Source organism: Helicobacter felis ATCC 49179 (genome assembly GCF_000200595.1).
Lineage (GTDB): Bacteria > Campylobacterota > Campylobacteria > Campylobacterales > Helicobacteraceae > Helicobacter > Helicobacter felis.
Genome location: NC_014810.2, coordinates 750,265 through 769,094, shown reverse-complemented (window position 1 = coordinate 769,094; position 18,830 = coordinate 750,265). Strand labels below are relative to the sequence as shown.

Annotated in this window: 24 protein-coding genes; 10 read left to right on the top strand and 14 right to left on the bottom strand. The window is 45.0% G+C overall.

The window, feature by feature from the left end; all coding sequences use genetic code 11:
- Positions 1–4 precede the first annotated feature (4 nt).
- The 8 genes from HFELIS_RS09040 to HFELIS_RS03870 form a co-directional block, all read right to left on the bottom strand.
- Positions 5–166, bottom strand: coding sequence for a hypothetical protein (locus tag HFELIS_RS09040; RefSeq protein WP_013469236.1), 162 nt, complete (start codon positions 164–166; stop codon positions 5–7).
- 14 nt (positions 167–180) lie between these two features.
- Positions 181–474, bottom strand: coding sequence for a YkgJ family cysteine cluster protein (locus HFELIS_RS03900; protein ID WP_013469235.1), 294 nt, complete (start codon positions 472–474; stop codon positions 181–183).
- A gap of 1 nt (position 475) precedes the next feature.
- Positions 476–889, bottom strand: coding sequence for a hypothetical protein (locus HFELIS_RS03895; RefSeq protein ID WP_013469234.1), 414 nt, complete (start codon positions 887–889; stop codon positions 476–478).
- 207 nt (positions 890–1,096) lie between these two features.
- Positions 1,097–2,401, bottom strand: coding sequence for an adenylosuccinate lyase (gene purB / locus HFELIS_RS03890; protein ID WP_013469233.1), 1,305 nt, complete (start codon positions 2,399–2,401; stop codon positions 1,097–1,099).
- Positions 2,401–3,345, bottom strand: a complete 945-nt coding sequence (locus HFELIS_RS03885) for a thiamine pyrophosphate-dependent enzyme (protein ID WP_013469232.1) — start codon at positions 3,343–3,345, stop codon at positions 2,401–2,403. The genes purB and HFELIS_RS03885 overlap by 1 nt, the downstream gene beginning before the upstream one ends.
- A gap of 11 nt (positions 3,346–3,356) precedes the next feature.
- Positions 3,357–4,580 (bottom strand): 2-oxoacid:ferredoxin oxidoreductase subunit alpha, encoded by a 1,224-nt coding sequence (locus tag HFELIS_RS03880; protein ID WP_013469231.1) that lies wholly within the window; start codon positions 4,578–4,580, stop codon positions 3,357–3,359.
- Entirely contained in the window at positions 4,570–4,998 is a 429-nt protein-coding gene (locus HFELIS_RS03875) for a 4Fe-4S dicluster-binding protein (RefSeq protein WP_013469230.1), read from the bottom strand. The genes HFELIS_RS03880 and HFELIS_RS03875 overlap by 11 nt, the downstream gene beginning before the upstream one ends.
- Before the next feature lie 9 nt (positions 4,999–5,007).
- Complete coding sequence (locus HFELIS_RS03870; protein WP_013469229.1) at positions 5,008–5,568, bottom strand: pyruvate flavodoxin oxidoreductase subunit gamma; 561 nt, start codon at positions 5,566–5,568, stop codon at positions 5,008–5,010.
- A gap of 659 nt (positions 5,569–6,227) precedes the next feature.
- Between HFELIS_RS03870 and HFELIS_RS08735 the strand changes: the two genes are divergently transcribed.
- Positions 6,228–6,662, top strand: coding sequence for a glycosyl transferase family 90 (locus tag HFELIS_RS08735; RefSeq protein ID WP_013469228.1), 435 nt, complete (start codon positions 6,228–6,230; stop codon positions 6,660–6,662).
- Here HFELIS_RS08735 and HFELIS_RS03860 read toward each other — a convergent pair.
- Both HFELIS_RS03860 and ribE read right to left on the bottom strand, forming a co-directional pair.
- Positions 6,659–6,925, bottom strand: a complete 267-nt coding sequence (locus HFELIS_RS03860; protein ID WP_013469227.1) for an EscU/YscU/HrcU family type III secretion system export apparatus switch protein — start codon at positions 6,923–6,925, stop codon at positions 6,659–6,661. The two genes, HFELIS_RS08735 and HFELIS_RS03860, sit on opposite strands and share 4 nt — an antisense overlap.
- A complete protein-coding gene (ribE, locus tag HFELIS_RS03855) occupies positions 6,925–7,542 on the bottom strand; it encodes a riboflavin synthase (RefSeq protein ID WP_013469226.1) in 618 nt (205 codons plus the stop codon). Before ribE ends, HFELIS_RS03860 begins: the two co-directional genes overlap by 1 nt.
- Positions 7,543–7,621: 79 nt before the next feature.
- Between ribE and HFELIS_RS03850 the strand changes: the two genes are divergently transcribed.
- The 8 genes from HFELIS_RS03850 (at position 7,622) to mrdA (ending at position 14,431) form a co-directional block, all read left to right on the top strand.
- The gene (locus HFELIS_RS03850) at positions 7,622–8,404 is read left to right on the top strand and encodes a TatD family hydrolase (RefSeq protein ID WP_013469225.1); all 783 of its coding nucleotides are present in this window, start codon (positions 7,622–7,624) and stop codon (positions 8,402–8,404) included.
- A complete protein-coding gene (locus tag HFELIS_RS03845; protein WP_013469224.1) occupies positions 8,404–9,486 on the top strand; it encodes a lytic transglycosylase domain-containing protein in 1,083 nt (360 codons plus the stop codon). The genes HFELIS_RS03850 and HFELIS_RS03845 overlap by 1 nt, the downstream gene beginning before the upstream one ends.
- The gene (locus tag HFELIS_RS03840) at positions 9,483–10,508 is read left to right on the top strand and encodes a septal ring lytic transglycosylase RlpA family protein (RefSeq protein WP_013469223.1); all 1,026 of its coding nucleotides are present in this window, start codon (positions 9,483–9,485) and stop codon (positions 10,506–10,508) included. The genes HFELIS_RS03845 and HFELIS_RS03840 overlap by 4 nt, the downstream gene beginning before the upstream one ends.
- Positions 10,509–11,087 (top strand): hypothetical protein, encoded by a 579-nt coding sequence (locus HFELIS_RS03835; RefSeq protein WP_041302773.1) that lies wholly within the window; start codon positions 10,509–10,511, stop codon positions 11,085–11,087.
- A gap of 20 nt (positions 11,088–11,107) precedes the next feature.
- Entirely contained in the window at positions 11,108–11,623 is a 516-nt protein-coding gene (gene lptA, locus HFELIS_RS08730) for a lipopolysaccharide transport periplasmic protein LptA (RefSeq protein ID WP_013469221.1), read from the top strand.
- The gene (yihA, locus tag HFELIS_RS03830) at positions 11,610–12,227 is read left to right on the top strand and encodes a ribosome biogenesis GTP-binding protein YihA/YsxC (protein WP_013469220.1); all 618 of its coding nucleotides are present in this window, start codon (positions 11,610–11,612) and stop codon (positions 12,225–12,227) included. The genes lptA and yihA overlap by 14 nt, the downstream gene beginning before the upstream one ends.
- 94 nt (positions 12,228–12,321) lie before the next feature.
- Positions 12,322–12,672 (top strand): hypothetical protein, encoded by a 351-nt coding sequence (locus tag HFELIS_RS03825; RefSeq protein ID WP_231844197.1) that lies wholly within the window; start codon positions 12,322–12,324, stop codon positions 12,670–12,672.
- Positions 12,659–14,431: a penicillin-binding protein 2 gene (gene mrdA / locus HFELIS_RS03820; RefSeq protein ID WP_013469218.1), complete on the top strand. Its 1,773-nt coding sequence runs from the start codon at positions 12,659–12,661 to the stop codon at positions 14,429–14,431. Before HFELIS_RS03825 ends, mrdA begins: the two co-directional genes overlap by 14 nt.
- A gap of 38 nt (positions 14,432–14,469) precedes the next feature.
- On the opposite strand, the gene HFELIS_RS03815 is transcribed toward mrdA, so the two are convergent.
- A complete protein-coding gene (locus HFELIS_RS03815; RefSeq protein ID WP_013469217.1) occupies positions 14,470–15,738 on the bottom strand; it encodes an adenine-specific methyltransferase EcoRI family protein in 1,269 nt (422 codons plus the stop codon).
- Between the two features lie 29 nt (positions 15,739–15,767).
- The gene (gene serB, locus HFELIS_RS03810; protein WP_013469216.1) at positions 15,768–16,388 is read right to left on the bottom strand and encodes a phosphoserine phosphatase SerB; all 621 of its coding nucleotides are present in this window, start codon (positions 16,386–16,388) and stop codon (positions 15,768–15,770) included.
- Positions 16,389–16,436: 48 nt separating this feature from the next.
- Here serB and HFELIS_RS03805 point away from each other — a divergent pair, with 48 nt between their 5' ends.
- Positions 16,437–16,886, top strand: coding sequence for a phosphatidylglycerophosphatase A family protein (locus HFELIS_RS03805; protein WP_013469215.1), 450 nt, complete (start codon positions 16,437–16,439; stop codon positions 16,884–16,886).
- 1 nt (position 16,887) lies between these two features.
- Here HFELIS_RS03805 and HFELIS_RS03800 read toward each other — a convergent pair whose 3' ends face one another.
- Positions 16,888–17,766 carry an outer membrane protein gene (locus HFELIS_RS03800; protein WP_013469214.1) on the bottom strand — a complete coding sequence of 293 codons (879 nt, stop codon included), beginning with the start codon at positions 17,764–17,766 and terminating at the stop codon, positions 16,888–16,890.
- A gap of 70 nt (positions 17,767–17,836) precedes the next feature.
- Positions 17,837–18,817 (bottom strand): outer membrane protein, encoded by a 981-nt coding sequence (locus tag HFELIS_RS08725; protein ID WP_013469213.1) that lies wholly within the window; start codon positions 18,815–18,817, stop codon positions 17,837–17,839.
- Positions 18,818–18,830 lie beyond the last annotated feature (13 nt).

Sequence of the window (18,830 nt, the reverse complement as noted above, 5' to 3'; positions counted from 1 at the left end):
CTCCTTATTGTTTATTGGTAGTTTTGTCATCAAAACTCACTTTTGCTTGCACATAACCCCCCTGCTCATACATTTTTTGAATACGCGCTTCTGCCCTAGTACCATTGTCATCAAGATCAACACTAATCTCCACATAATCCTCTCCTATCATCCATGGTAAAGCCATCTTTTTCTCCTTATTCATTTTTCAACTTTAACCCTCAAAATCTCTTCTACACCCTCTTTTTCCTGTAGCATCTGGCAGGCTTTGAGATTGAGGGCGTAAAACTCCTCTAGGCTGTAGTGTTTGTAAAACACCTTTTCATACATCTCATCGATCCTGCAAATTTGGGGGCGGTTCTCATAGATCAAACACCGCTGGGTTTGTGGGTCTAAGTGGCGACACACGCCATTACCCAAATCAAAGGGGGCAAGCTCTTTAACTCCACTGATATTACGGCAACACGCCCCGCAAATGGTGCAAGGAAAACCCATGCTAAAGATTAATTAAATTCTTACCCTGATCGGTGAGCACTAGCATCGCCTTAGTCCAATCGGCGTAAATAGTGGCTAAATTGGGTTCTAGCTCAAAGGTTTTAATCATTGTGTCCAACACCTCCTTTTCGCCCTCGTGCAAGGCTTCCAAGTGGGTTAAGCGATCTGCCATTGCGAGTGCCATAGTTTCTAGCAACACGATTTTTTGGTGTTCTTTTTGCTTAAAAGTCTTTAAAGTGGTCGCTAGATCGAATTTGTCAGCATCGTAAGCGATGTCCTCAATCTGCATTTCTAAGCAGTATGTGGCGATCACACCCTTTTGTGCGTCTGAAAAATCATGATTGCTCCAAGCAAAATGGTGGGCGATCTGTAAAAACGCCTGCTTTTCCTCTGTATTTAACGCGCCTAAAAACATGCCAACTCCTCTTTTGAAATATTTATAATAATATTCTACCCCCCCCCCCCCCCCCTGTCAAGCAAAACGCACTAAGAGGGAGAAATAAACATTAAAAAGTAAAAATTAGTAACAAAATAGTAATAAAGATGTTAGAGGTGGAAGATTTAAGAGTTTTTAAAGAGAAAACTTTGGGCTGAGTACCCAAAGATTTAAGGTTGTAAGGCTTTAATCCCCAAAGACGCGGGCGAAAATACGCGGGATTTGGCGTAGATAATAATCTGTTTCAAAGCAATCGGTAATGAGAGCGCGATCCACTTCTTTTAAACGCTCTTCGGCTAAAAGGTGTTCTAAAAAGCTCGCGTTCTGGCCTTGTTGCAAGAGTGCCCACACGCGCATGGCGTTTTCTTGCACAATGGTATAACTTTGCGCCTTGCTAAAGCCTAGTTTGGGCAATTCTAAGAGCACACGTTGGGAAAAGACCAGCCCCCCCGTGCGCTCTAAATTCCTACGCATGTTTTCCGGATAAACGACCAAATCTTTTAAAAGATTGGTGAGGCGGTGCAAGAGAAAATCTAGGGTGATAAACGCGTCCGGAAGCACGAATCGTTCTACCGAGCTATGACTAATATCTCTTTCATGCCAAAGGGCGACATTTTCCATCATCGGGATCGCATAAGCGCGAATCATGCGCGCTAAGCCGGTGATATTTTCGCTCAAAACGGGGTTACGCTTGTGGGGCATGGCCGAGCTGCCCTTTTGTCCCACGCTAAAAGCCTCTTCAGCTTCGTAAACTTCCGTGCGTTGGTAGTGGCGGATATTAATGGCGATCTTTTCACAACTGCTCGCTAGTAAAGCTAGGGCGTTGCACACACGCGCGTGGCGTTCCCTAGAGATGACTTGATTGCTAATTTTAGCCACTCCCAAGCCCAATTCCTGACAAACCAACTCCTCCAGTTCAAAGGGGCTATGTGCCATGTTGCCCATCGCCCCGCTGATCATCCCTACGCTGACCTCTTTACTCACCTCTTGCAGGGCTTTAAGGTGCGCGCGCATGTCATCATACCACAACGCCCACACCAACCCAAAGGCGATGGGCTCGCCATGCACCCCATGGCTTCTGCCTACCATGACCACCTCTTTAAACTCGTAAGCGCGCGCTTTAAGCACACTTAAAAGTTCGTGCATGTCCTCAATAATAAGGGCTAAACTCTGCTTGATGAGCAGGGCTAAAGCGGTGTCAATGCAATCACTAGAGGTGATTCCATAGTGAAAAAAACGCTCAGAATCGCCTAAGGTTTTGCTCACCGCTTGGATGAAGGCGATGATGTCATGCTTGGTGGTTTTTTCAAAATGATGGATGTCTTCTAGCTGAAAACTGGCCTGCTGGATTTGATCGCAAGTTTGAGAATCCATCAGCCCTAAGGCGTGCCAACCCTTAGCTACCGCCTTTTCCACCTGCAGGTAGGTTTCAAACTTATGCTGTTCGCTCCAGAGGCGCGTCATCGCCTCTCTAGCGTAGCGCTCCAGCATTAAACTTTGGCCTCTTCTCTGCGTTGTAAATATTCCCAACGCGCATCTACATCTTTTTGCAGGGCTTCAATGATGTGCTCGTTTTCCTTTTTAAAGAGGTGGGCAAAACGCTTTTGGGGGCCCAAATAGTCGCGCACAGGTAAGATATTGCGCGGGCGGTAGGTGATTTTAAGCTCTTGGCCATGGAAGACTTCAAAGAGAGGGAAGATCAAGCAATCCACGGCTAAATCTGTCATTTCAATGGCTAAAGAAGAATGGTATTTCCACTCAGTAGGACAGGGACTAAGAGCGTTGATAAAGCAGGGGCCCTCAGTGTCCAAGGCGGTTTTGATTTTTTTATTCATGTCCTTCCACTTATTGGGTGCCATTTGCGCGGCATAAGGAATACCATGGGCTGCCATGATCAAGGTCAAATCTTTCTTACGCTCTTTTTTGCCATAGCTCACTTTACCCGCTGGAGTGGTGCTAGTGCTCGCGCCCATAGGGGTACTGCCACTGCGTTGCCCGCCGGTGTTGGCGTAGTTTTCATTATCTAAGCAGATGTAAGTGATGTCGTGCCCGCGTTCCATACAACCACTGATGAATTGAAACCCGATGTCATAGCTCGCGCCATCCCCCCCAAAGGCGACAAATTTAGGGCGTTGCCCCGTGTATTTGCCCTTGCGCGCGAGAGCCTTGTACATGCTCTCTACCCCACTAATAGCTGTCGAACCATTTTCAAAGCCAATATGAATCCAAGGCACATCCCAAGAAGTGTGCGGATACACTGCAGAGCAGACTTCCAAACAACCGGTAGAATTGCCCAGCACAATAGGACCATCTACAGCGTTGAGCACTTCGCGCACGATGATCCCATGCCCACAGCCCGGGCAGAGTAGGTGCGAACCTTCGAATTTTTCAGCCGATTGGCTAAAACTTTTGAGTGTTTTAACTTCTTTAACCATGCACTCTCCTTTTAAAAATAAGACAACTCGGGTCCGTTGAGCCCGATGAATTGTTGGGTGGGGTGGGTGAGCCCGCCTTTTTTAGCATCCTGAGACAAAGCTTCAAAGATACTATCTATATCTGCTTGGGTCAAATCCCGACCTCCTAATCCGTAAATGTAATTACTCAAAACAGGGCGTTTAGAGCCGGGGGCTTGATAGAGGCTTGCGGCCACCTCATTAAAGAGCGCGCCCATCGCTCCAGAGGGAGAACTGCGATCCATCACCGCGACCGCTTTGGCATTTTTAAGCGCGTTAGCCACCAACTCAAAGGGGAAGGGGCGCAGTACATGCGTGGTTACCACGCCTGCTTTGATACCCTGTTCGCGCGCTTTTTTGGCTGCCACGATAGCGGATTCCCAAGTCGTGCCCAATGCAAAAATGATCACTTCCGCATCGCTAGTTTGGAAAGTTTCTACTAGGCGGTATTGTCTGCCGGTGATTTTGGCAAAATCGTTAAAAATGCCCTCTAAGATTGTGCTAGAGTGCATGATCGCATGGTGGAGTTTGGCCTTGTGTTCAAAATGCCACTCCTCCTCCGCCTGCGCCCCAAAGCTCACGGGCTTATCAAAATCTAGCATGGGGTGCACACTCACATAATCGCCCACAAATTTATAAGCCACCGCATCGCTTAAAGGGCGCACATTCTGCACAGTGTGAGAGGATAAAAAGCCATCTTGATGCACCATCACCGGCACGCGCACTTCTTTATGTTCGGCCAATTTGAACGCCATTAGGGTAAAATCATAGACCTCCTGAGGGTTGCAGGTGCACAGATTGATCCAACCACTATCACGCCCCAGATACATATCTGAGTGGTCGCAGTGGATGTTTAGAGGGGCAGCTAGAGCGCGGTTAGCCACATTGAGCACGATGGGCAAACGCATCCCTGAGGCTTGATAAAGCACTTCAGTCATTAGAGCGAAACCTTGCGAACTGGTCGCGGTGCTAACCCGCCCCCCAGCAGCAGCAGCACCCACACACGCGCTCATAGCCGCATGTTCGGATTCCACAAGCACAAATTCCCCGTCCACATAGTCATTATCCTTAAACGATCCGTAGTTCTGGATAATAGGCGTGGAGGGAGTGATCGGGTAAGCAGCCACAACATCTACTTGAACTTGCCTGAGCGCATGCGCGCTAGCAGTGCACCCATCCCATGCCTCTACTTCGTTCAAATGATAACTAGAACCCATTGTAACCCCCTTCTGTGCGGTAACTTTTCTTTTTCAACCCTTCGGCTTTTTGAGGCCACTTGGTGAGCGCCTCTTCTAGGGGTTCCAAATTGTCAAACATGAGCAGAGATTTAGGATTAGTGGGGCAGACATCCACGCACACCCCGCAACCTTTGCAGTGATCATAATCCACTCCGCTCATCTTGCCCTCCCTAGAGAGAATGGAAGCATCCGGACAATACACCCAGCAGTTAAAGCAGTTGATACACACTTCTTTATTGTGCACGGGTTTTTCTACACGCCAATGGGAAACGCTGTCAGTAAAAGAACTCTCTTGGGTGTAGGTGCGCTCATCATTGTGCTTATGAAGCTCGTCTTGACCCTGTTTTTCAAAGGGGAAGAGCACGCCCCCTATTTCAAATTCTTGCCAATTTTTCATGTTAATCCTTTATTGCACTTGGGCGTAAGCCTGATCGATAGCCATCATGTTGGCATCAATCAAAGCCTGAGGCATTTTTTTACCCAACACCTCTTTAAAGGTGTTTTTAAAAAAGTCCAACTCCAACATACCAGATACCTTCATCAAAGCCCCCAACATAGGCGTGTTAGGAATGGGGCGTTTGATGGTGTCCATGGCAATTTTGATACAATTCAAGGTATAAACCTTTTTGCTGGCCAAGTTAGGCTTTTTCTCAAACAATTCATCCTTGCTTAGGTGAGTGGTGATGATATAAGTGGTGTCCGGTTTTTCATTTTCTGTAATGTCTGTAATGAAAGTCAAACCCGGATCGATTACCAAAACATAATCGGGATTCATAAATTTTTCGTGATTTAAAATAGGCTCAGAATCGATGCGGTTATAGGCGGTCATCGCTGCCCCTCTTTTAGCCGAACCATAGACTGCAAAACCCTGCACCTCTTTGCCGGTAGTGGTGAGCACATCGGCCAAGCCTTTTGCGCCGGTAACCGCGCCCTGCCCGGCCCTAGCATGCCATCTAATTTCTAGCATTTAGTTCTCCTTGTGGCGTTCAATATAGTTAAACTGCGTAGGAGATTATACAGAATTTTCAGTAAATCTTAGGCAGTTTTTGTGCAGAATATGGTAGATTTTAAGAATGAAACACACACAAAACGCGTTCATCTACAATTTAAAATCGTTGCTATTGTGTTTGCAGCCTTATCTCCCTTGTCAAAATTTAAGATATAAAAAACGCCTAGATCGATTAAAAAACTTACCTGATAATGCGTTAGAAGTCCTCAAAAAGCGCGTCCAAAAAGCATGCATGTTGCCTCCTTGTTCTCAAATCCACTCTAAGCCCTTAGGTCTTATTAAAGGTCTATCACTGGGGAGCCGTTACTATTACGATTTTATGAAACATTTTAGGTTTTTCCCCCAAAATTTGCACTATCACCTCGAATATGGGGATGTGAATTACAATTTGCTATTTCCCTCTCTTTGTAAGAGTAGGCCTATTCCCATTACCACGTATTCTTACAATGTCCTCTTGCCCTTAGACACAAGACGGCACTTTAAATATATTTTCCCCACCTCTAGCATTCCTTTTACCTCCAAGCAAAATAAACTTTTTTTTAGGGGCGCGTGCGTGCAACCTCATCGCCTAGATTTCTTGCAACGCTATTTTAACCACCCCCTGATGGATTTAGGCCATGTGGGTGTGCAGACCCCCCCATTTAAGCCCTTTCAACAAGCCAAAAACCAGTATTGCTACACACCTAGAATACAAATTCATTCTATCCTTAGAAGGCTATGATGTAGCGAGCAATCTCAAATGGATTTTAAGTTCTAACTCCATCGCCCTGATGCCTCCACCAAAATTTGAGAGTTTCTTTTTAGAGAGCCAATTACTCCCCAATGTGCACTATATTCCTATTAAAGATGATTATAGTGATGTGGAGGCACAATTAGAGTTTTTTAGCGCGCGCCCTAAGGATTGTTTAGACATCATTTCCAATGCAAACGCTTATGTGCGCGCCTTTAGCTCACCCTTAGAAGAGTGGGTGGCTTTTTTGGTCCTGCGTAAATACTTCTACAAAACAGGTCAAATTGACATCTCCCCTCTTGAGACCTCCCTTTTTGCTTAACTCATCTGCGCTCCACTCTCTGCATTCTGCAACCAAATAAAGACCTCCACCACGCTCGCATAGAGTTCGGGAGGAATGGGCGTGTCTAGGCGCACATCTAAGAGCGACTCCACCAAGGCCTCATTGCAAAAAAGAGGCACATCAAAGGCTTTAGCCTTATCTACGATCGCGCGCGCGACCACCCCCACCCCACTAGCCACTACTTTGGGCGCGCTGTCTTGTCCAACATTGTAGGCGAGGGCTACGGCTTTGGGCAATGCCATTAGTAACTCATCGCGATACGATCAATATCCTGCCAGCTCAATCTAGAGCGAGGGGCTTTGAGCAGATGGGCTACAGAGCGCACTAGCAGATCGCTTTCTAAATTGACTCGCCGCCCTTTTTCATAGATAGCAAAGAGGGTATTCTCAAAGGTATAAGGGATAATCGTTAGATTAAAACCATTTGTATGCACTTGACTTAGAGTCAGACTCACCCCATCGAGCGCTACTGAGCCATGAGGAATACAAAGTTGGAGAAAATCCCTAGGGGCTTGGATTTGCACACACACTTGATTAGCCAAAGGCTTAATATCCATGATGACTCCAATCCCATCAATATGCCCCTGCACGAAATGCCCATCGAGACGATCGCTCGCTCTCAAGGCGGGTTCTATATGTACGCGCGCCCCGGGAACATAATTCTCTAAGGCAATCGACTTTTGAGTGTGCGCGCTCAATTCTAGGGCAAACCCCCCCTTAAAAAGCCTAATCACGGTTAAACATGCTCCATTGACCGCGATGCTATCGCCTAGTTTGGGGCGATAGTCGCTTAGGATTTCTAACACATTGTGATCAAAGGCTTTAATGGGGGCAATTTGATGGATAACTCCGCTAAACATCTCAAACTCCCTTAAGGCAAATTTAAACCATATCCTCTAGGATTATAATATAATTAGGCCAAATTATGCGGAGGACTTGATGTTGGAGTGGATAGACACGCATTGTCATTTGGATCATCATCTTTATAATGCAGATATAGAGCAAGTCATCAGAGAGGCTAGAGAAACAGGAATGCTCCAAGCCATCATCCCCGGAGCTGACCCTAAAGATTTACCTAGGGCGCTGGATTTGTGCGCTTCTTATCAGGAGCTTTATTTTGCTGTGGGGGCGCATCCCCTAGATTGCCAACACTTTGATCTTGCAGAGTTAAAGCACTATATCCAACACCCCCAGTGCGTGGCGGTGGGCGAATGCGGTTTAGACTACCACCGCCTAGATTCTAATGACGAGGACACAAAAACCCATCAAAAAGAGGTTTTTAAAGCGCAGATAGAACTTGCCCTAGAGTATCAAAAGCCCTTGATTGTGCATATTCGAGAGGCCAGTCAAGATGCTTATCATATTCTCAAAGCCTACCCACATTTGCGTGGGGTGTTGCATTGTTTTAATGGGGATGCGATCTTGTTAGGACTTTCTGAAAATTTTTACTACGGCATTGGAGGTGTAGCCACCTTTAAAAATGCCAAGTCTCTTCAAAATATTCTGCCTCAAATTCCCCTAGATCGCCTGCTCTTAGAGACCGATGCCCCCTATCTCACTCCCCACCCTTTCAGAGGCACACGCAACGAACCCAAATACATCCCTCTAGTGCTTCAAAAACTCTCTGAAATTTTAAAAATAAGCCCTACAGATTTGGCACACACGACCAATACCAATGCAACGACACTTTTTAGTCTAATGCCTCATGCTAAGGTCTCTTAATGAGACGCATGTTTGCAATCGCCACTTTGTTGGCATGGCAGGGTTTTGCCCACGCCCAACCTATTAATACCGCCCTCAATCTCAAACCCCTCAATGGCTTTGGGGTGGATGCGCGTTTTTTAGCCAGTGTGGATAACTCCCAAACCCTACAAAATGTGCAGGAGGCTTGGGATCACTTCGTAAAACACTATGATAGCAATGGAGTTTTTATCCCCACCATTAAAAGCATGCTCATTCAGGCAGACATTCCTGTAGAGTTTCTATTTCTAGCGATGGCTGAGTCAAATTTCTCCACAAAAGCCTATAGTGTCAAAAAAGCCGTAGGCATTTGGCAACTCATGCCTGAGACAGCTAGAATGCTAGGTTTAGAGGTCAGCACTTTCGTGGATGAGAGGCGTGATCCCATCAAGAGCACTCAGGCTGCGATCAAATATTTGCGCATCCTCTATAAACAAACCAAACAATGGTATTTGGTCGCTATGGCCTATAATTACGGCCCTAGAAGGGTGCTAGAAGCTATCCAACAAGCTGGGAGCGATGATATTAATGTTTTATTAGATGATGAAAAGAAATTCATTCCTAGAGAAACGCGTGGTTATATCCGCTCAATCTTGAGTTTTGCTATCGCCTTTAATAATTTAGACACATTGCGGCACAAAGAATATCTTTTGAATCGAGGGGCGCGCACCAGTCTTGTCGCCTTAAAAATGCATGGAGGCACTTTGCTCTCTCATATCGCCCAAAGCGCGCGCCTCTCTTTGGCCGAGTTTAAATCTTATAATGAGCAATTTCATTATAATTTTCTGCCCCCCAATAAAGCCTACATGATCTATATTCCTTATGAAAAGCTCGCTTATTTTAAACAGCACTATGTGCCTTCCTACCCCTTAAGTGCGCTGGTAACGCACCGCGTGCGTCCTAGAGAAACCCTAAGTTCCATCGCGCGCAAGTTTCATACCAGTGTGGCCCTCATTAAAAACACTAATCATCTTAAAAGCGCGCGTTTGAGTCGCAACCAACATTTAGTCATTCCGATTTTGCGCAAAGATCACAAAGATTTTAAAAGAGTTGCTTTCAAATGAGTGTTCAGGTGTCTAAAAGTCTATGGCTAGCAAGTTTTGGGGCGTTAGGATTGTTTTTAGGGTGCGCTCAAGAGACCGCAAATGGTAACTCTCACTCTCTTTTTTCCAAACAAGAGAGTTTGCGCGCCTATAAGGATGCGCTAGATTATGATGGCTCCTCGCCCCCTCCCAAAAGGTCATTCTGGCACAAACACAACCATAAGTCCTCAAAAGCTCAGAAGATGCCCGAACAACCCGAACAGGAGGAAGAAGGAGTGCAAGAGGGGAGTACAGCCCAAGTGTCTACATCAAGTTTAACTGCAGGCATGATCAATTCGGAAGCGATGCAAAGAGCCACCATGCGCCCTTATCGTGTGGGGAGCAAAATGTATTACCCCACTAAGGTTGATATTGGCCAAACTTTCGATGGCTATGCAAGTTGGTATGGGCCTAATTTCCACGCTAAACGCACCAGCAATGGGGAAACTTATAATATGTACGCCCACACCGCAGCTAATAAAACTCTGCCCATGAACACCATTGTCAAGGTTACCAATAAGGATAACAATAAAAGCACCATTGTGCGCATTAACGATCGTGGTCCCTTTGTGGCTAACCGCATTATCGATCTGTCCAATGCTGCTGCCCATGACATCGATATGGTGGGTAAGGGAGTCGCGCCTGTTAAATTAGAAGTGATAGGTTTTGGTGGGGTGATTTCCAAGCAATACCAAAAGACTTTAGAAAAAGCCCCCCAAGCCACCACTCTTAAAAAAGAATTTAAAGTTGGTGAAACTCAAGAGAGTGTGAGTGGGGGAAATTTTTCTTTACAAGTGGGTGCTTTTAGAAGCCAAGAAGGCGCACAAAAGGCTGAAGAAAGTCTCAAAGCAACCCTCAAAAAGCCCTACTACACCCAGATTGCATCTGGTAGCAAAGATAATCAACCTATCTACCGCGTTTTTATCAAGGGTTTTCAAAGCGAGGCAGAAGCGAGTGATTTTGCCAAAAACATGGGCAAGCCTAGTATCTTGGTGCGCGAATAAGTGCGCTTGAATGCTCTATGGAAGTTTTTTATAGGTTTGGGCTTGGCGATGGCAGGACTCATCAACCTTTATCTCAAACCGCGCCCCTCCATTATCTTTGATTCTAAGGATTTTGTTAAAATTGAGGTGCGCGGGTTTGAGGCAATCCAAACGAACCCTAGCGGAACGGATTTGAGTGTTCGCGGGTCTAGGGCATTGCAGTATGGCGATCACGAAGTGCTCTATGATTTTACTCTGAGCAAATACGATACAGACACTAAAGTTCAAGAGCACGCCAGAGGGGAAGTGATGGTGCACAAACAAGAACTCTACACCTTCCCTAAAGGGGTGCTTTACACCACCAGCAGTGGGCAGAGTTTTTGGAGTCAGCAGGGAGTTTACGATCACAAAAAGCAAACCTTTCAAGGGCAAGGAGCTTTTAGAATGAATGGTCCAGAGGGCAATATTCAAGGCGAGGACATCGCTTACAACCATGTGCAAGGGATCGTGCAAGCCCGCCATGTGCACGCTATTATTGATATGGAAGAGGCTAAAAATGCGAAATTCTCCCATTCCAAATTTAAGAGTTTGAAATTTTGAGATGGCTTGTAATATATTTGATGGCGGGGTTGCTTTGGAGCGCGCCTCTTAAAGAAACTTTAGAAGTGAGCGCGGATAAATTCACCGCTAATGAAAAAAAACGCATCACCATTATTGAGGGGAATGTGCACATTAAAAAGATGCAGGACACACTCACGGCCAATAAAGTGATCATTTATACCAATGCCAAACGCAAACCCATTAAATACGAGGCCATTGGCGCGGTGAAGTTTCACATTGTAACCCAAGATGGCCGTCAAGTGAATGGGCATTCAGACCGCCTGATTTACGATGCGATCAAGCAGGAATACCGCCTATTGCAAAATGCTGTGGTGAATGAAGTGGGTAAAATCAATTCGATCAAGGGCGAAGAGATCATTTTGAGTAAGGAACGCGGGTATGCAGATGTCTTTGGGGGCAAAAACAAGCCGGCCAAATTTGTTTTTGACATGGACGATATCCAACAAGAGAAACAAAAAGAAAAGCAAAAAGCACAAAAAACCCCCCATAGCAAAAAAACCCATGAAGCCCATTAAAATCATAGAGAGTAATTTTTTAAGATCGGCCTATAATTTGGCGCAATGCCCCCCAGCATGTATGCCAGAAGTGGTGTTTGTAGGGCGCAGCAATGTAGGCAAGAGCACTTTGATCAACACTATTTTAGAGCGCAAGCTAGCCAAGAGTTCGGCCACACCTGGAAAAACCCAAGCGGCGAATTTCTTTTGCACGCGTTGGCAAATTCCCCCTGCTAAAATCTTAGATTTTATCTGCATTGATTTGCCCGGCTTTGGATATGCTAAGGTGTCCAAAGAGATCAAGGGGCAATGGGCGGTATTTTTAAGCGACCTGTTGATTCAACGCAGTTCGATTAAACTCATCCTCCATCTCATTGATGCCAGACATCCTCATTTGCCTTTAGATGTAGAAGTGCGCGGCTTCTTAGAGAGCGTTTTACGCCCCGATCAAACCCTCAAACGCGTGTATACAAAATTTGACAAACTCTCTAAAAACGCCCAACATACTCTCTATCAACAGCAAAACACGCCTTTAATCAGCGCACAGGGCGCGTTAAACCCTAAATTTGACTCTCTTGGTGTACAAAAAACCATCCTAGAGGCCTTGTTTGACACGCGAATCTAAGTCTAAATTTCATTTTCCATTTCTATTTTTCTTGGCATGGTTGGGGTTTTATTTTTATAGCAATTTAAGAGACATTTATGCATGGCTTCCCCCCATGCTAGGGTTTCTCTTCGCGCTTTATCGGCACACTCTTGCCCAAGAACAGCCTTCCACGCGCCTTTTACTTTGGATTTTTGCCTGCTTGCTCTGTGTGGAGTTTATTCACATGCAACCCTTAGGGGTGTTGATCTTGCTCTTTGCCCTCTATGAAAAACTTGTGGTGCGGTATCTTTTGCGGGTTTTTCAAGAGAATGTTTTTGGGGATTTTGTCCACGCTCTCTTGATTTACTTGATCTATTTTGCGATTTTAAGTTTGTTGTCTGGTTACTATAACGATATATGGGGCGATGCGATTGGTTATAGCTTCTTAGAATTTTTGCTTTGGAGAATCTATGCAAGGGTTTAAGATGCGTTTCGTGATGGGCCTGCTAGGTTTAGTGTGGGCGGTGCTCATCTTCAAAATTTTCATCCTCACCATTAAAACTAATGACTATTTTGAGCAGCTTGCTCTGCGCAACATGACTAAAAAAGAAATTTTAGTGCCTACGCGCGGAATTATCATGGATCGCAACCATGAATTGTTGGCGATTAATCAACTGGGTTTTAGTATTGCGCTTGCTCCGGGGCTAAAAAGCAGTGTAGTAGAAGACAAATTAGAGATTTTAGAGCGTTATTTTCCTGATCTTGATAAAGACGATGCGCTGGATAATTACCAAAAACAAAATTCGCGCTATAACCATAACGCCATTCCTATTTTAGATTTTGTGTCCTACCCTGCGATGCAAACCCTTTATGCTAAACTCTTGCAAATTCCAGAGATTAGCATCAATGCGGCCAACAAACGCCACTACCCCAACAACGCCCTAGCTTCGCATGTCATCGGCTACTTGGGAGCGGCTGATACTAAGGACATTGCTGCTAACCCTACTAGTCAATACACCCACACCATCGGTAAAACGGGGTTAGAAAAAGAATACAACGACCTTTTGCAGGGCGAACTGGGCTACAAGATCGTGAGCGTGAATGCGCTCAATCAAGAGCTTGAAGTCCTTGAGAGTAAAGAGCCCAAAACCAATAATAACCTTGTATTAAGTTTAGATAAACGCCTCCAACTCAAAGCAGACACTCTTTTTGCAGACAAGAGAGGGGCGATCATTGTGATGGATGTGCGCAATGGGGAAATTTTAGTCGCAGGGAGTTATCCTGAATACAATCTCAACCATTTTATCGGGGGGATCAGTGTTTCAGAATGGAAGAATCTTCAAGACGATCCGGGCAATCCTCTATTGAATCGCCTCATTAATGGACTCTACCCGCCCGGCTCTGTCGTGAAGATGGGCACGGGTTTAAGTTTTTTAGAAAACTTGCCCATGAATGAAAATACCTTTATTTCTACTCCGGGTTATATTGAAGTGGGCAAGCGCAAGTTTCGCGATTGGAAAGCTGGCGGGCATGGAGAAAGCAATTTATACAAAGCTATCAAAGAATCTGTAGATGTCTATTTTTACAAATACGCCCTTGATTTGCCCATTGAAAAGCTAGCTAAAACCTTTGGACAAATGGGTTTTGGGAAAAAAAGCGGGGTGGATTTACCCAATGAATTTGTAGGTATCTTGCCCGATCCAAGCTGGAAGATGAAACGCTTTGGGACGACTTGGAGTGTGGGCGACACCCTCATCACATCTATTGGGCAGGGCTCATTTCTCACAACCCCCCTGCAGGTTGCTAACTATACGGCATTATTAGCCTCAGGCAAACTTCCCACTCCTCATTTTTATTTGGAGGGGGATTTTAAGCCCAAAGATGTTTTAGATTCTTTTCAAAAATCTAAATTGCCCGCGTTGCGCAAGGGCATGTACGAAGCGTGTAGCCAGCAGGGGGGCACGGCTTATAAGAGCACGCGGGGGGTCAAAGTGAGTTTGGCATGCAAAACGGGCACGGCGCAAGTGGTCGCTATCGATCAAAACACCATGACGCGCATTAAAGAGAGCCAGATGGAATATTCCCAACGCTCGCACGCGTGGATCACCGCCTTTTTGCCCTATGAAAAGCCCCAATATGCTATCACAATTTTAGTGGAACACGGACAAGGGGGGAGCAAAAACGGCCCCCTGCTCAAAGAAATGGCCAACGCGTTGGTGGATTTGGGGTATGTTCAACCTTAATGTGGCATGGAGCACACCGCTAGATTTAAACAGGGGTTTCACGCCCTGCAGATCAAAATCCTTGCAAATTTTTCCTTGCCCTCAATGTGGGGGTTATATTTTGAGTGTTCGGCGACCTTGTAGCCACATTCCAACACGCCGTTTAAAATAGGGGTGGCAGACACCGCAAAGGGCAGGTCGTAATCTGTGGGGATATGGCTGTAATCGACCAGCAAAACTCCGGCATCGTCAAATCTTTTATATTTTTGGGGGATTTGCTCTAGGGGCAGAAATTTGAGCCTAGAGATATTGGGGCGGTTTTTGATGGGTAAATTCGTGTACCACGCCCCAGCGGCGCGCACTAATTGGCGTTTGGGGTTTAAAAACCAATGCACTTCATTAAACCCGGGACGCACTTTCCTTTTCGCAAAATAGGGGATGTAAGCTGTGGTGATGCAATTAGCGATGTTAGACAAAATCAAAAACTTCTTTTTGCTTTTGACGAGCAAGCTCCAATACTCGATCGCGCGCGAAAAGGGCGGATTGGTGCACACAATATCAGCTTCTTCATTCAAAATCCTTAAGGACTCCTTTTCTTCAAAGCCCCCTGTATAATTGGGCGGGGTGTGCTTCATCTCGTGCGCCCCCTCTTTAGTAAAAATATAGCCTCTTGAGCCGGCATTAAATAAATCTTGTTTGCTTCCATAGTGGGTGCAGATAAGCTTTTTAAGCTTTAATCTAAAGAAGTGCTTTAAAAAGTAGAGCGCAAAGGCAGAAGAGTCGCTATAGTCCCTATTTTCCCCAATGGCATCATCGCAGTTGCAAAACACGACTTTATCTTGCCACACTTTTAAGGGGTAGTGGGCAATCTCCTTTTCGATGTCCTCGTATCTTGTGTAAAACTCGTCATTTTTAACCCTCTTGGCTTTGTTTAATAAATCAGCCCACTCCATGCCCTGATCTTTGAGGCTAGCCACATTTTTAGGCTTAATTTGTGGCGTTTTTTTAGGGGACTTGAGACTCACTTGGGCTAAAAATAAGGGGTGGGCTTTAATATAGCTCAGATACATCTCAAGAAGGCTAGGGTTATAAAAATAGATTTCGCGGGTTTGCACTTCTCTTAAATGCGCAAAAGTATTTTTAATGTCTTGCTCTACGGCGCGCATATTGGCCACTTCGCAAGTAAAAAGATAGCTGTAGGTGTTTTCTTGGGATTGCCCCGTAATGCTGTTGTATTCTTTGAGTCGTCTTTTTAGGTCATTGGTGATCCCCATTTTGCACTTGCTAGGCTCTAGGCTGGATTGGACAATGTAGAGGTATTCTCTCATGGTGTTCCCTAAAGGTTTATAGACGCGTTTTAAGCTTTGAGATACTCTAAAATCTCTCTCAAATCCAAAGAGCGCGCGATGATATCTGCGTGCTCTTTGGTGATCTCTTTGGCATTAAAGGCGATGCTCAAATCAGCGAGTTTAAACATACTGATATCATTAGCCCCATCACCTATAGCCAAGGTGTGCTCAACTTGTAATAACTCTTGCAGACTAGCCAACATCTCGGCCTTAGAGTCAGAGCGCATCATAGGGCCGCTCACTTCACCGGTTAAACGCCCTGCACTCACATGCAAGGTGTTGCTAAAATCCGCATCTAAGCCTAATTTTTCTTTAAAATAGCCAGTCGCCCATTTAAAGCCCCCGCTAAAACACACCACCTTATAGCCCAACGCATGCAAGCCTTGCACCACTTCTTTAGCCCCTTGATGCAAGGGCAAACTCTCGCACGCCTTTTTAGCTGTGTGGATGTCCATGCCTTTAAGCAGAGCCACACGGCTAATCAGACTTGTATAAAAATCCGCCTTGCCCTCCATCGCCTGCGTGGTTACAGATTTTATTTGTTCCCCCACTCCATAAACCTCGCCCAAAACCTCCAAAGTCTCCGCATCCACAAGCGTAGAATCAAAATCAAACACCGCTAATTTCATACCATTCCTTAAAATCTTTATTCTAACCAATTTTGTTATAATGCGCACATGGATGTACGCGAATGTTTTTTAACCCTTTTTTATTCAGGCAGATTCCCCAAGGGACCGGGCACGGCTGGGAGTGTGGTCGCCTTGTTTCTAGGCTTGCCTATTTTGTATTTTTCGGCGAACACTTTATTTTTATGCGCTTTTTTGATTGGATTGGTGGCTATTAGGCAGATCGATATTTACGAGGAACAAACCCAAACCCATGACGCTAAACACATTGTGATTGATGAATTGGTAGGGATGTGGATAGCGATGGCGATCGCAGGTCTTAGCTGGCTGGGCGTGATCGCTAGTTTTGTGTTTTTCCGCCTCTTTGATATTTATAAACCCTCTTTGATTGGCAAGATTGATCGCGATGTCAAGGGGGGGCTAGGCGTGGTGGGTGATGACGCGCTAGCGGGCTTGTGCGGGGGCTTTTGCGCATTACTCCTCACGCACCTATTTTCTTAGGTTAGAAATTATAAACATAGTTCCAATACAAAGAGGCGTTGCGCCTAAAGGTTATAGTGGTTTCACTCCCTTTACCGTCTGTCTTTGCCTTATAATAAGGATCGTTGATGGTGGGGATACGCGTTCCAAACTCAAACCCTTGATGCTTGGTAAAATTTATTCTAAAGCCAAAATTGAACACGAATTGCACATAGGTAGGCGAGAACGAGGCTTTGCTAATATTGCCATCGTTAGTTTGTTTTTCTAAATTCTTAAAACCATCATTCATGCTTATGCAACCTCCATTTTGATTGGCATACACACATGATTTGTCTTTTAGTGTGGGGTCTATGAGAGGTTCTCCCATCAACCAAGTGCTACCTCCAACCATCACACCGCCAAAGATGCCATAAGTTTGATCCTCTTTTTCATAGAAGTTATAGAGCACATCGATCCCTACGCCATAGAAAAGATTAGCAGAAGGTTGGGTGTATGATTTGTTCTGACCGGTCTGTTTGTTCGTCTGCTCATTGGCATTATAATAACCCCCCGCCTGCCCGCTAAACATGCCATAGTAGCGCAAGCCAACACGCCTTTTTTTGCCAAAGAATTGCTTATACCCAACCTCTATATTTCCACCATAAAGATTGCCATTATAATGGGTTGTGGTTGTGGATTGCACGCTCGCTGATTTGACAACAGAAGTTACAGTGCCTGAAAAATTTGAGTAGTAATTAACCCCACCTTGTATGAATGCGCCGTTGTTTTCCGCACTCAAAGAGGTTAAAGCTAAGAGGGAGAACATACCAGTTAGTAAAGTTTTGGAAAAATGAAATTCTGAGGGAGTAAGTGCCACACATCCGCTTGCTGGTTGCTGGTTGCTGGTTGCTGTTCCTAGCATAACACAAGTTCCTTTATCAATGTGAAATAAAGGTAGATTGTAATACAAAACCAACAAGCTGTCAAGCTTCTTAGAAATTATAAACATAGTTCCAATATAAAGAGGCGTTGCGCCTAAAGGTTATAGTGGTTTCGCTCCCTTTACCGCCTGTTTCTGTCGCTCTTTTTTGTGTTGCCTTATAATAAGGATCGTTGATGGTGGGGATACGCGTTCCAAACTCAAACCCTTGATGCTTGGTAAAATTTATTCTAAAGCCAAAATTGAACACGAATTGCACATAGGTAGGCGAGAACGAGGCTTTAGAGATGTCGCCTTGGTTAACTTGTTTTTCTCTATTTTCAAAAGAATCGTTCATGCTTATGCAATCCTCTTTATCATTCTTATAATTACATTTTCCATTTGTTTTGCCTTCTCCCATCAGCCATGAGCTCCCTCCAAACATTACACCAGCAAAGATGCCATAAGTGCGGTCGTTGTTTTCATAGAAGTTATAAAGTACATCAGCCCCTACGCCATAGAAAAGATTTGCAGAGGGTTGGTAGTATTTTCCTGCTTTATTATAAGAGTTCCCCCCTTGTCCGCTAAACAAGCCATAGTAACGCAATCCAAAATGCTTTTCTTGACCAAAGAATTGTTTGTATCCAAATTGAATATCTACCCCATAAAGATTGCCATTTGAAGCTGTTTCTCTCTTAGAGCTAGGGATACCATTTGGGTAATCATGTTGCACAATTTTTTGAATCAAATCATGCACTTCCTCTTCAGTTTGCGGTGGCCCCTGACCTCCTTGTTGTTCCTTTTTGAGTTTTTGATACAGGCTTGGTTCAATCGCTTGAATCAACTCCTGCGCACTCACTGGTTTAACAACAGTAGTTGCCATGCCTGAGAAATTGGAATATTGAAACCCGCCTTGTATAAACGGACCACTATCTTCTGCGCTCAAAGGGGCTAGAGTAAAGAGGGTTAACGCGCTGGTTAAAAACGCTTGAGACAGATGAGATGTTGAGGGGATAACACGGCAACACCTTGTTTGGTTATTTGATTGTGGCATGGTGCAAAATTCC

Bases quoted from the DNA above. Each gene is read 5' to 3' on its own strand.
- HFELIS_RS09040 (WP_013469236.1), bottom strand. From the start codon at position 166: ATGGCTTTACCATGGATGATAGGAGAGGATTATGTGGAGATTAGTGTT.
- HFELIS_RS03900 (WP_013469235.1), bottom strand. From the start codon at position 474: ATGGGTTTTCCTTGCACCATTTGCGGGGCGTGTTGCCGTAATATCAGT.
- HFELIS_RS03895 (WP_013469234.1), bottom strand. From the start codon at position 889: ATGTTTTTAGGCGCGTTAAATACAGAGGAAAAGCAGGCGTTTTTACAG.
- purB (WP_013469233.1), bottom strand. From the start codon at position 2,401: ATGCTGGAGCGCTACGCTAGAGAGGCGATGACGCGCCTCTGGAGCGAA.
- HFELIS_RS03885 (WP_013469232.1), bottom strand. From the start codon at position 3,345: ATGGTTAAAGAAGTTAAAACACTCAAAAGTTTTAGCCAATCGGCTGAA.
- HFELIS_RS03880 (WP_013469231.1), bottom strand. From the start codon at position 4,580: ATGGGTTCTAGTTATCATTTGAACGAAGTAGAGGCATGGGATGGGTGC.
- HFELIS_RS03875 (WP_013469230.1), bottom strand. From the start codon at position 4,998: ATGAAAAATTGGCAAGAATTTGAAATAGGGGGCGTGCTCTTCCCCTTT.
- HFELIS_RS03870 (WP_013469229.1), bottom strand. From the start codon at position 5,568: ATGCTAGAAATTAGATGGCATGCTAGGGCCGGGCAGGGCGCGGTTACC.
- HFELIS_RS08735 (WP_013469228.1), top strand. From the start codon at position 6,228: ATGTGGGTGTGCAGACCCCCCCATTTAAGCCCTTTCAACAAGCCAAAA.
- HFELIS_RS03860 (WP_013469227.1), bottom strand. From the start codon at position 6,925: ATGGCATTGCCCAAAGCCGTAGCCCTCGCCTACAATGTTGGACAAGAC.
- ribE (WP_013469226.1), bottom strand. From the start codon at position 7,542: ATGTTTAGCGGAGTTATCCATCAAATTGCCCCCATTAAAGCCTTTGAT.
- HFELIS_RS03850 (WP_013469225.1), top strand. From the start codon at position 7,622: ATGTTGGAGTGGATAGACACGCATTGTCATTTGGATCATCATCTTTAT.
- HFELIS_RS03845 (WP_013469224.1), top strand. From the start codon at position 8,404: ATGAGACGCATGTTTGCAATCGCCACTTTGTTGGCATGGCAGGGTTTT.
- HFELIS_RS03840 (WP_013469223.1), top strand. From the start codon at position 9,483: ATGAGTGTTCAGGTGTCTAAAAGTCTATGGCTAGCAAGTTTTGGGGCG.
- lptA (WP_013469221.1), top strand. From the start codon at position 11,108: ATGGCGGGGTTGCTTTGGAGCGCGCCTCTTAAAGAAACTTTAGAAGTG.
- yihA (WP_013469220.1), top strand. From the start codon at position 11,610: ATGAAGCCCATTAAAATCATAGAGAGTAATTTTTTAAGATCGGCCTAT.
- HFELIS_RS03825 (WP_231844197.1), top strand. From the start codon at position 12,322: ATGCTAGGGTTTCTCTTCGCGCTTTATCGGCACACTCTTGCCCAAGAA.
- mrdA (WP_013469218.1), top strand. From the start codon at position 12,659: ATGCAAGGGTTTAAGATGCGTTTCGTGATGGGCCTGCTAGGTTTAGTG.
- HFELIS_RS03815 (WP_013469217.1), bottom strand. From the start codon at position 15,738: ATGAGAGAATACCTCTACATTGTCCAATCCAGCCTAGAGCCTAGCAAG.
- serB (WP_013469216.1), bottom strand. From the start codon at position 16,388: ATGAAATTAGCGGTGTTTGATTTTGATTCTACGCTTGTGGATGCGGAG.
- HFELIS_RS03805 (WP_013469215.1), top strand. From the start codon at position 16,437: ATGGATGTACGCGAATGTTTTTTAACCCTTTTTTATTCAGGCAGATTC.
- HFELIS_RS03800 (WP_013469214.1), bottom strand. From the start codon at position 17,766: ATGCTAGGAACAGCAACCAGCAACCAGCAACCAGCAAGCGGATGTGTG.
- HFELIS_RS08725 (WP_013469213.1), bottom strand. From the start codon at position 18,817: ATGCCACAATCAAATAACCAAACAAGGTGTTGCCGTGTTATCCCCTCA.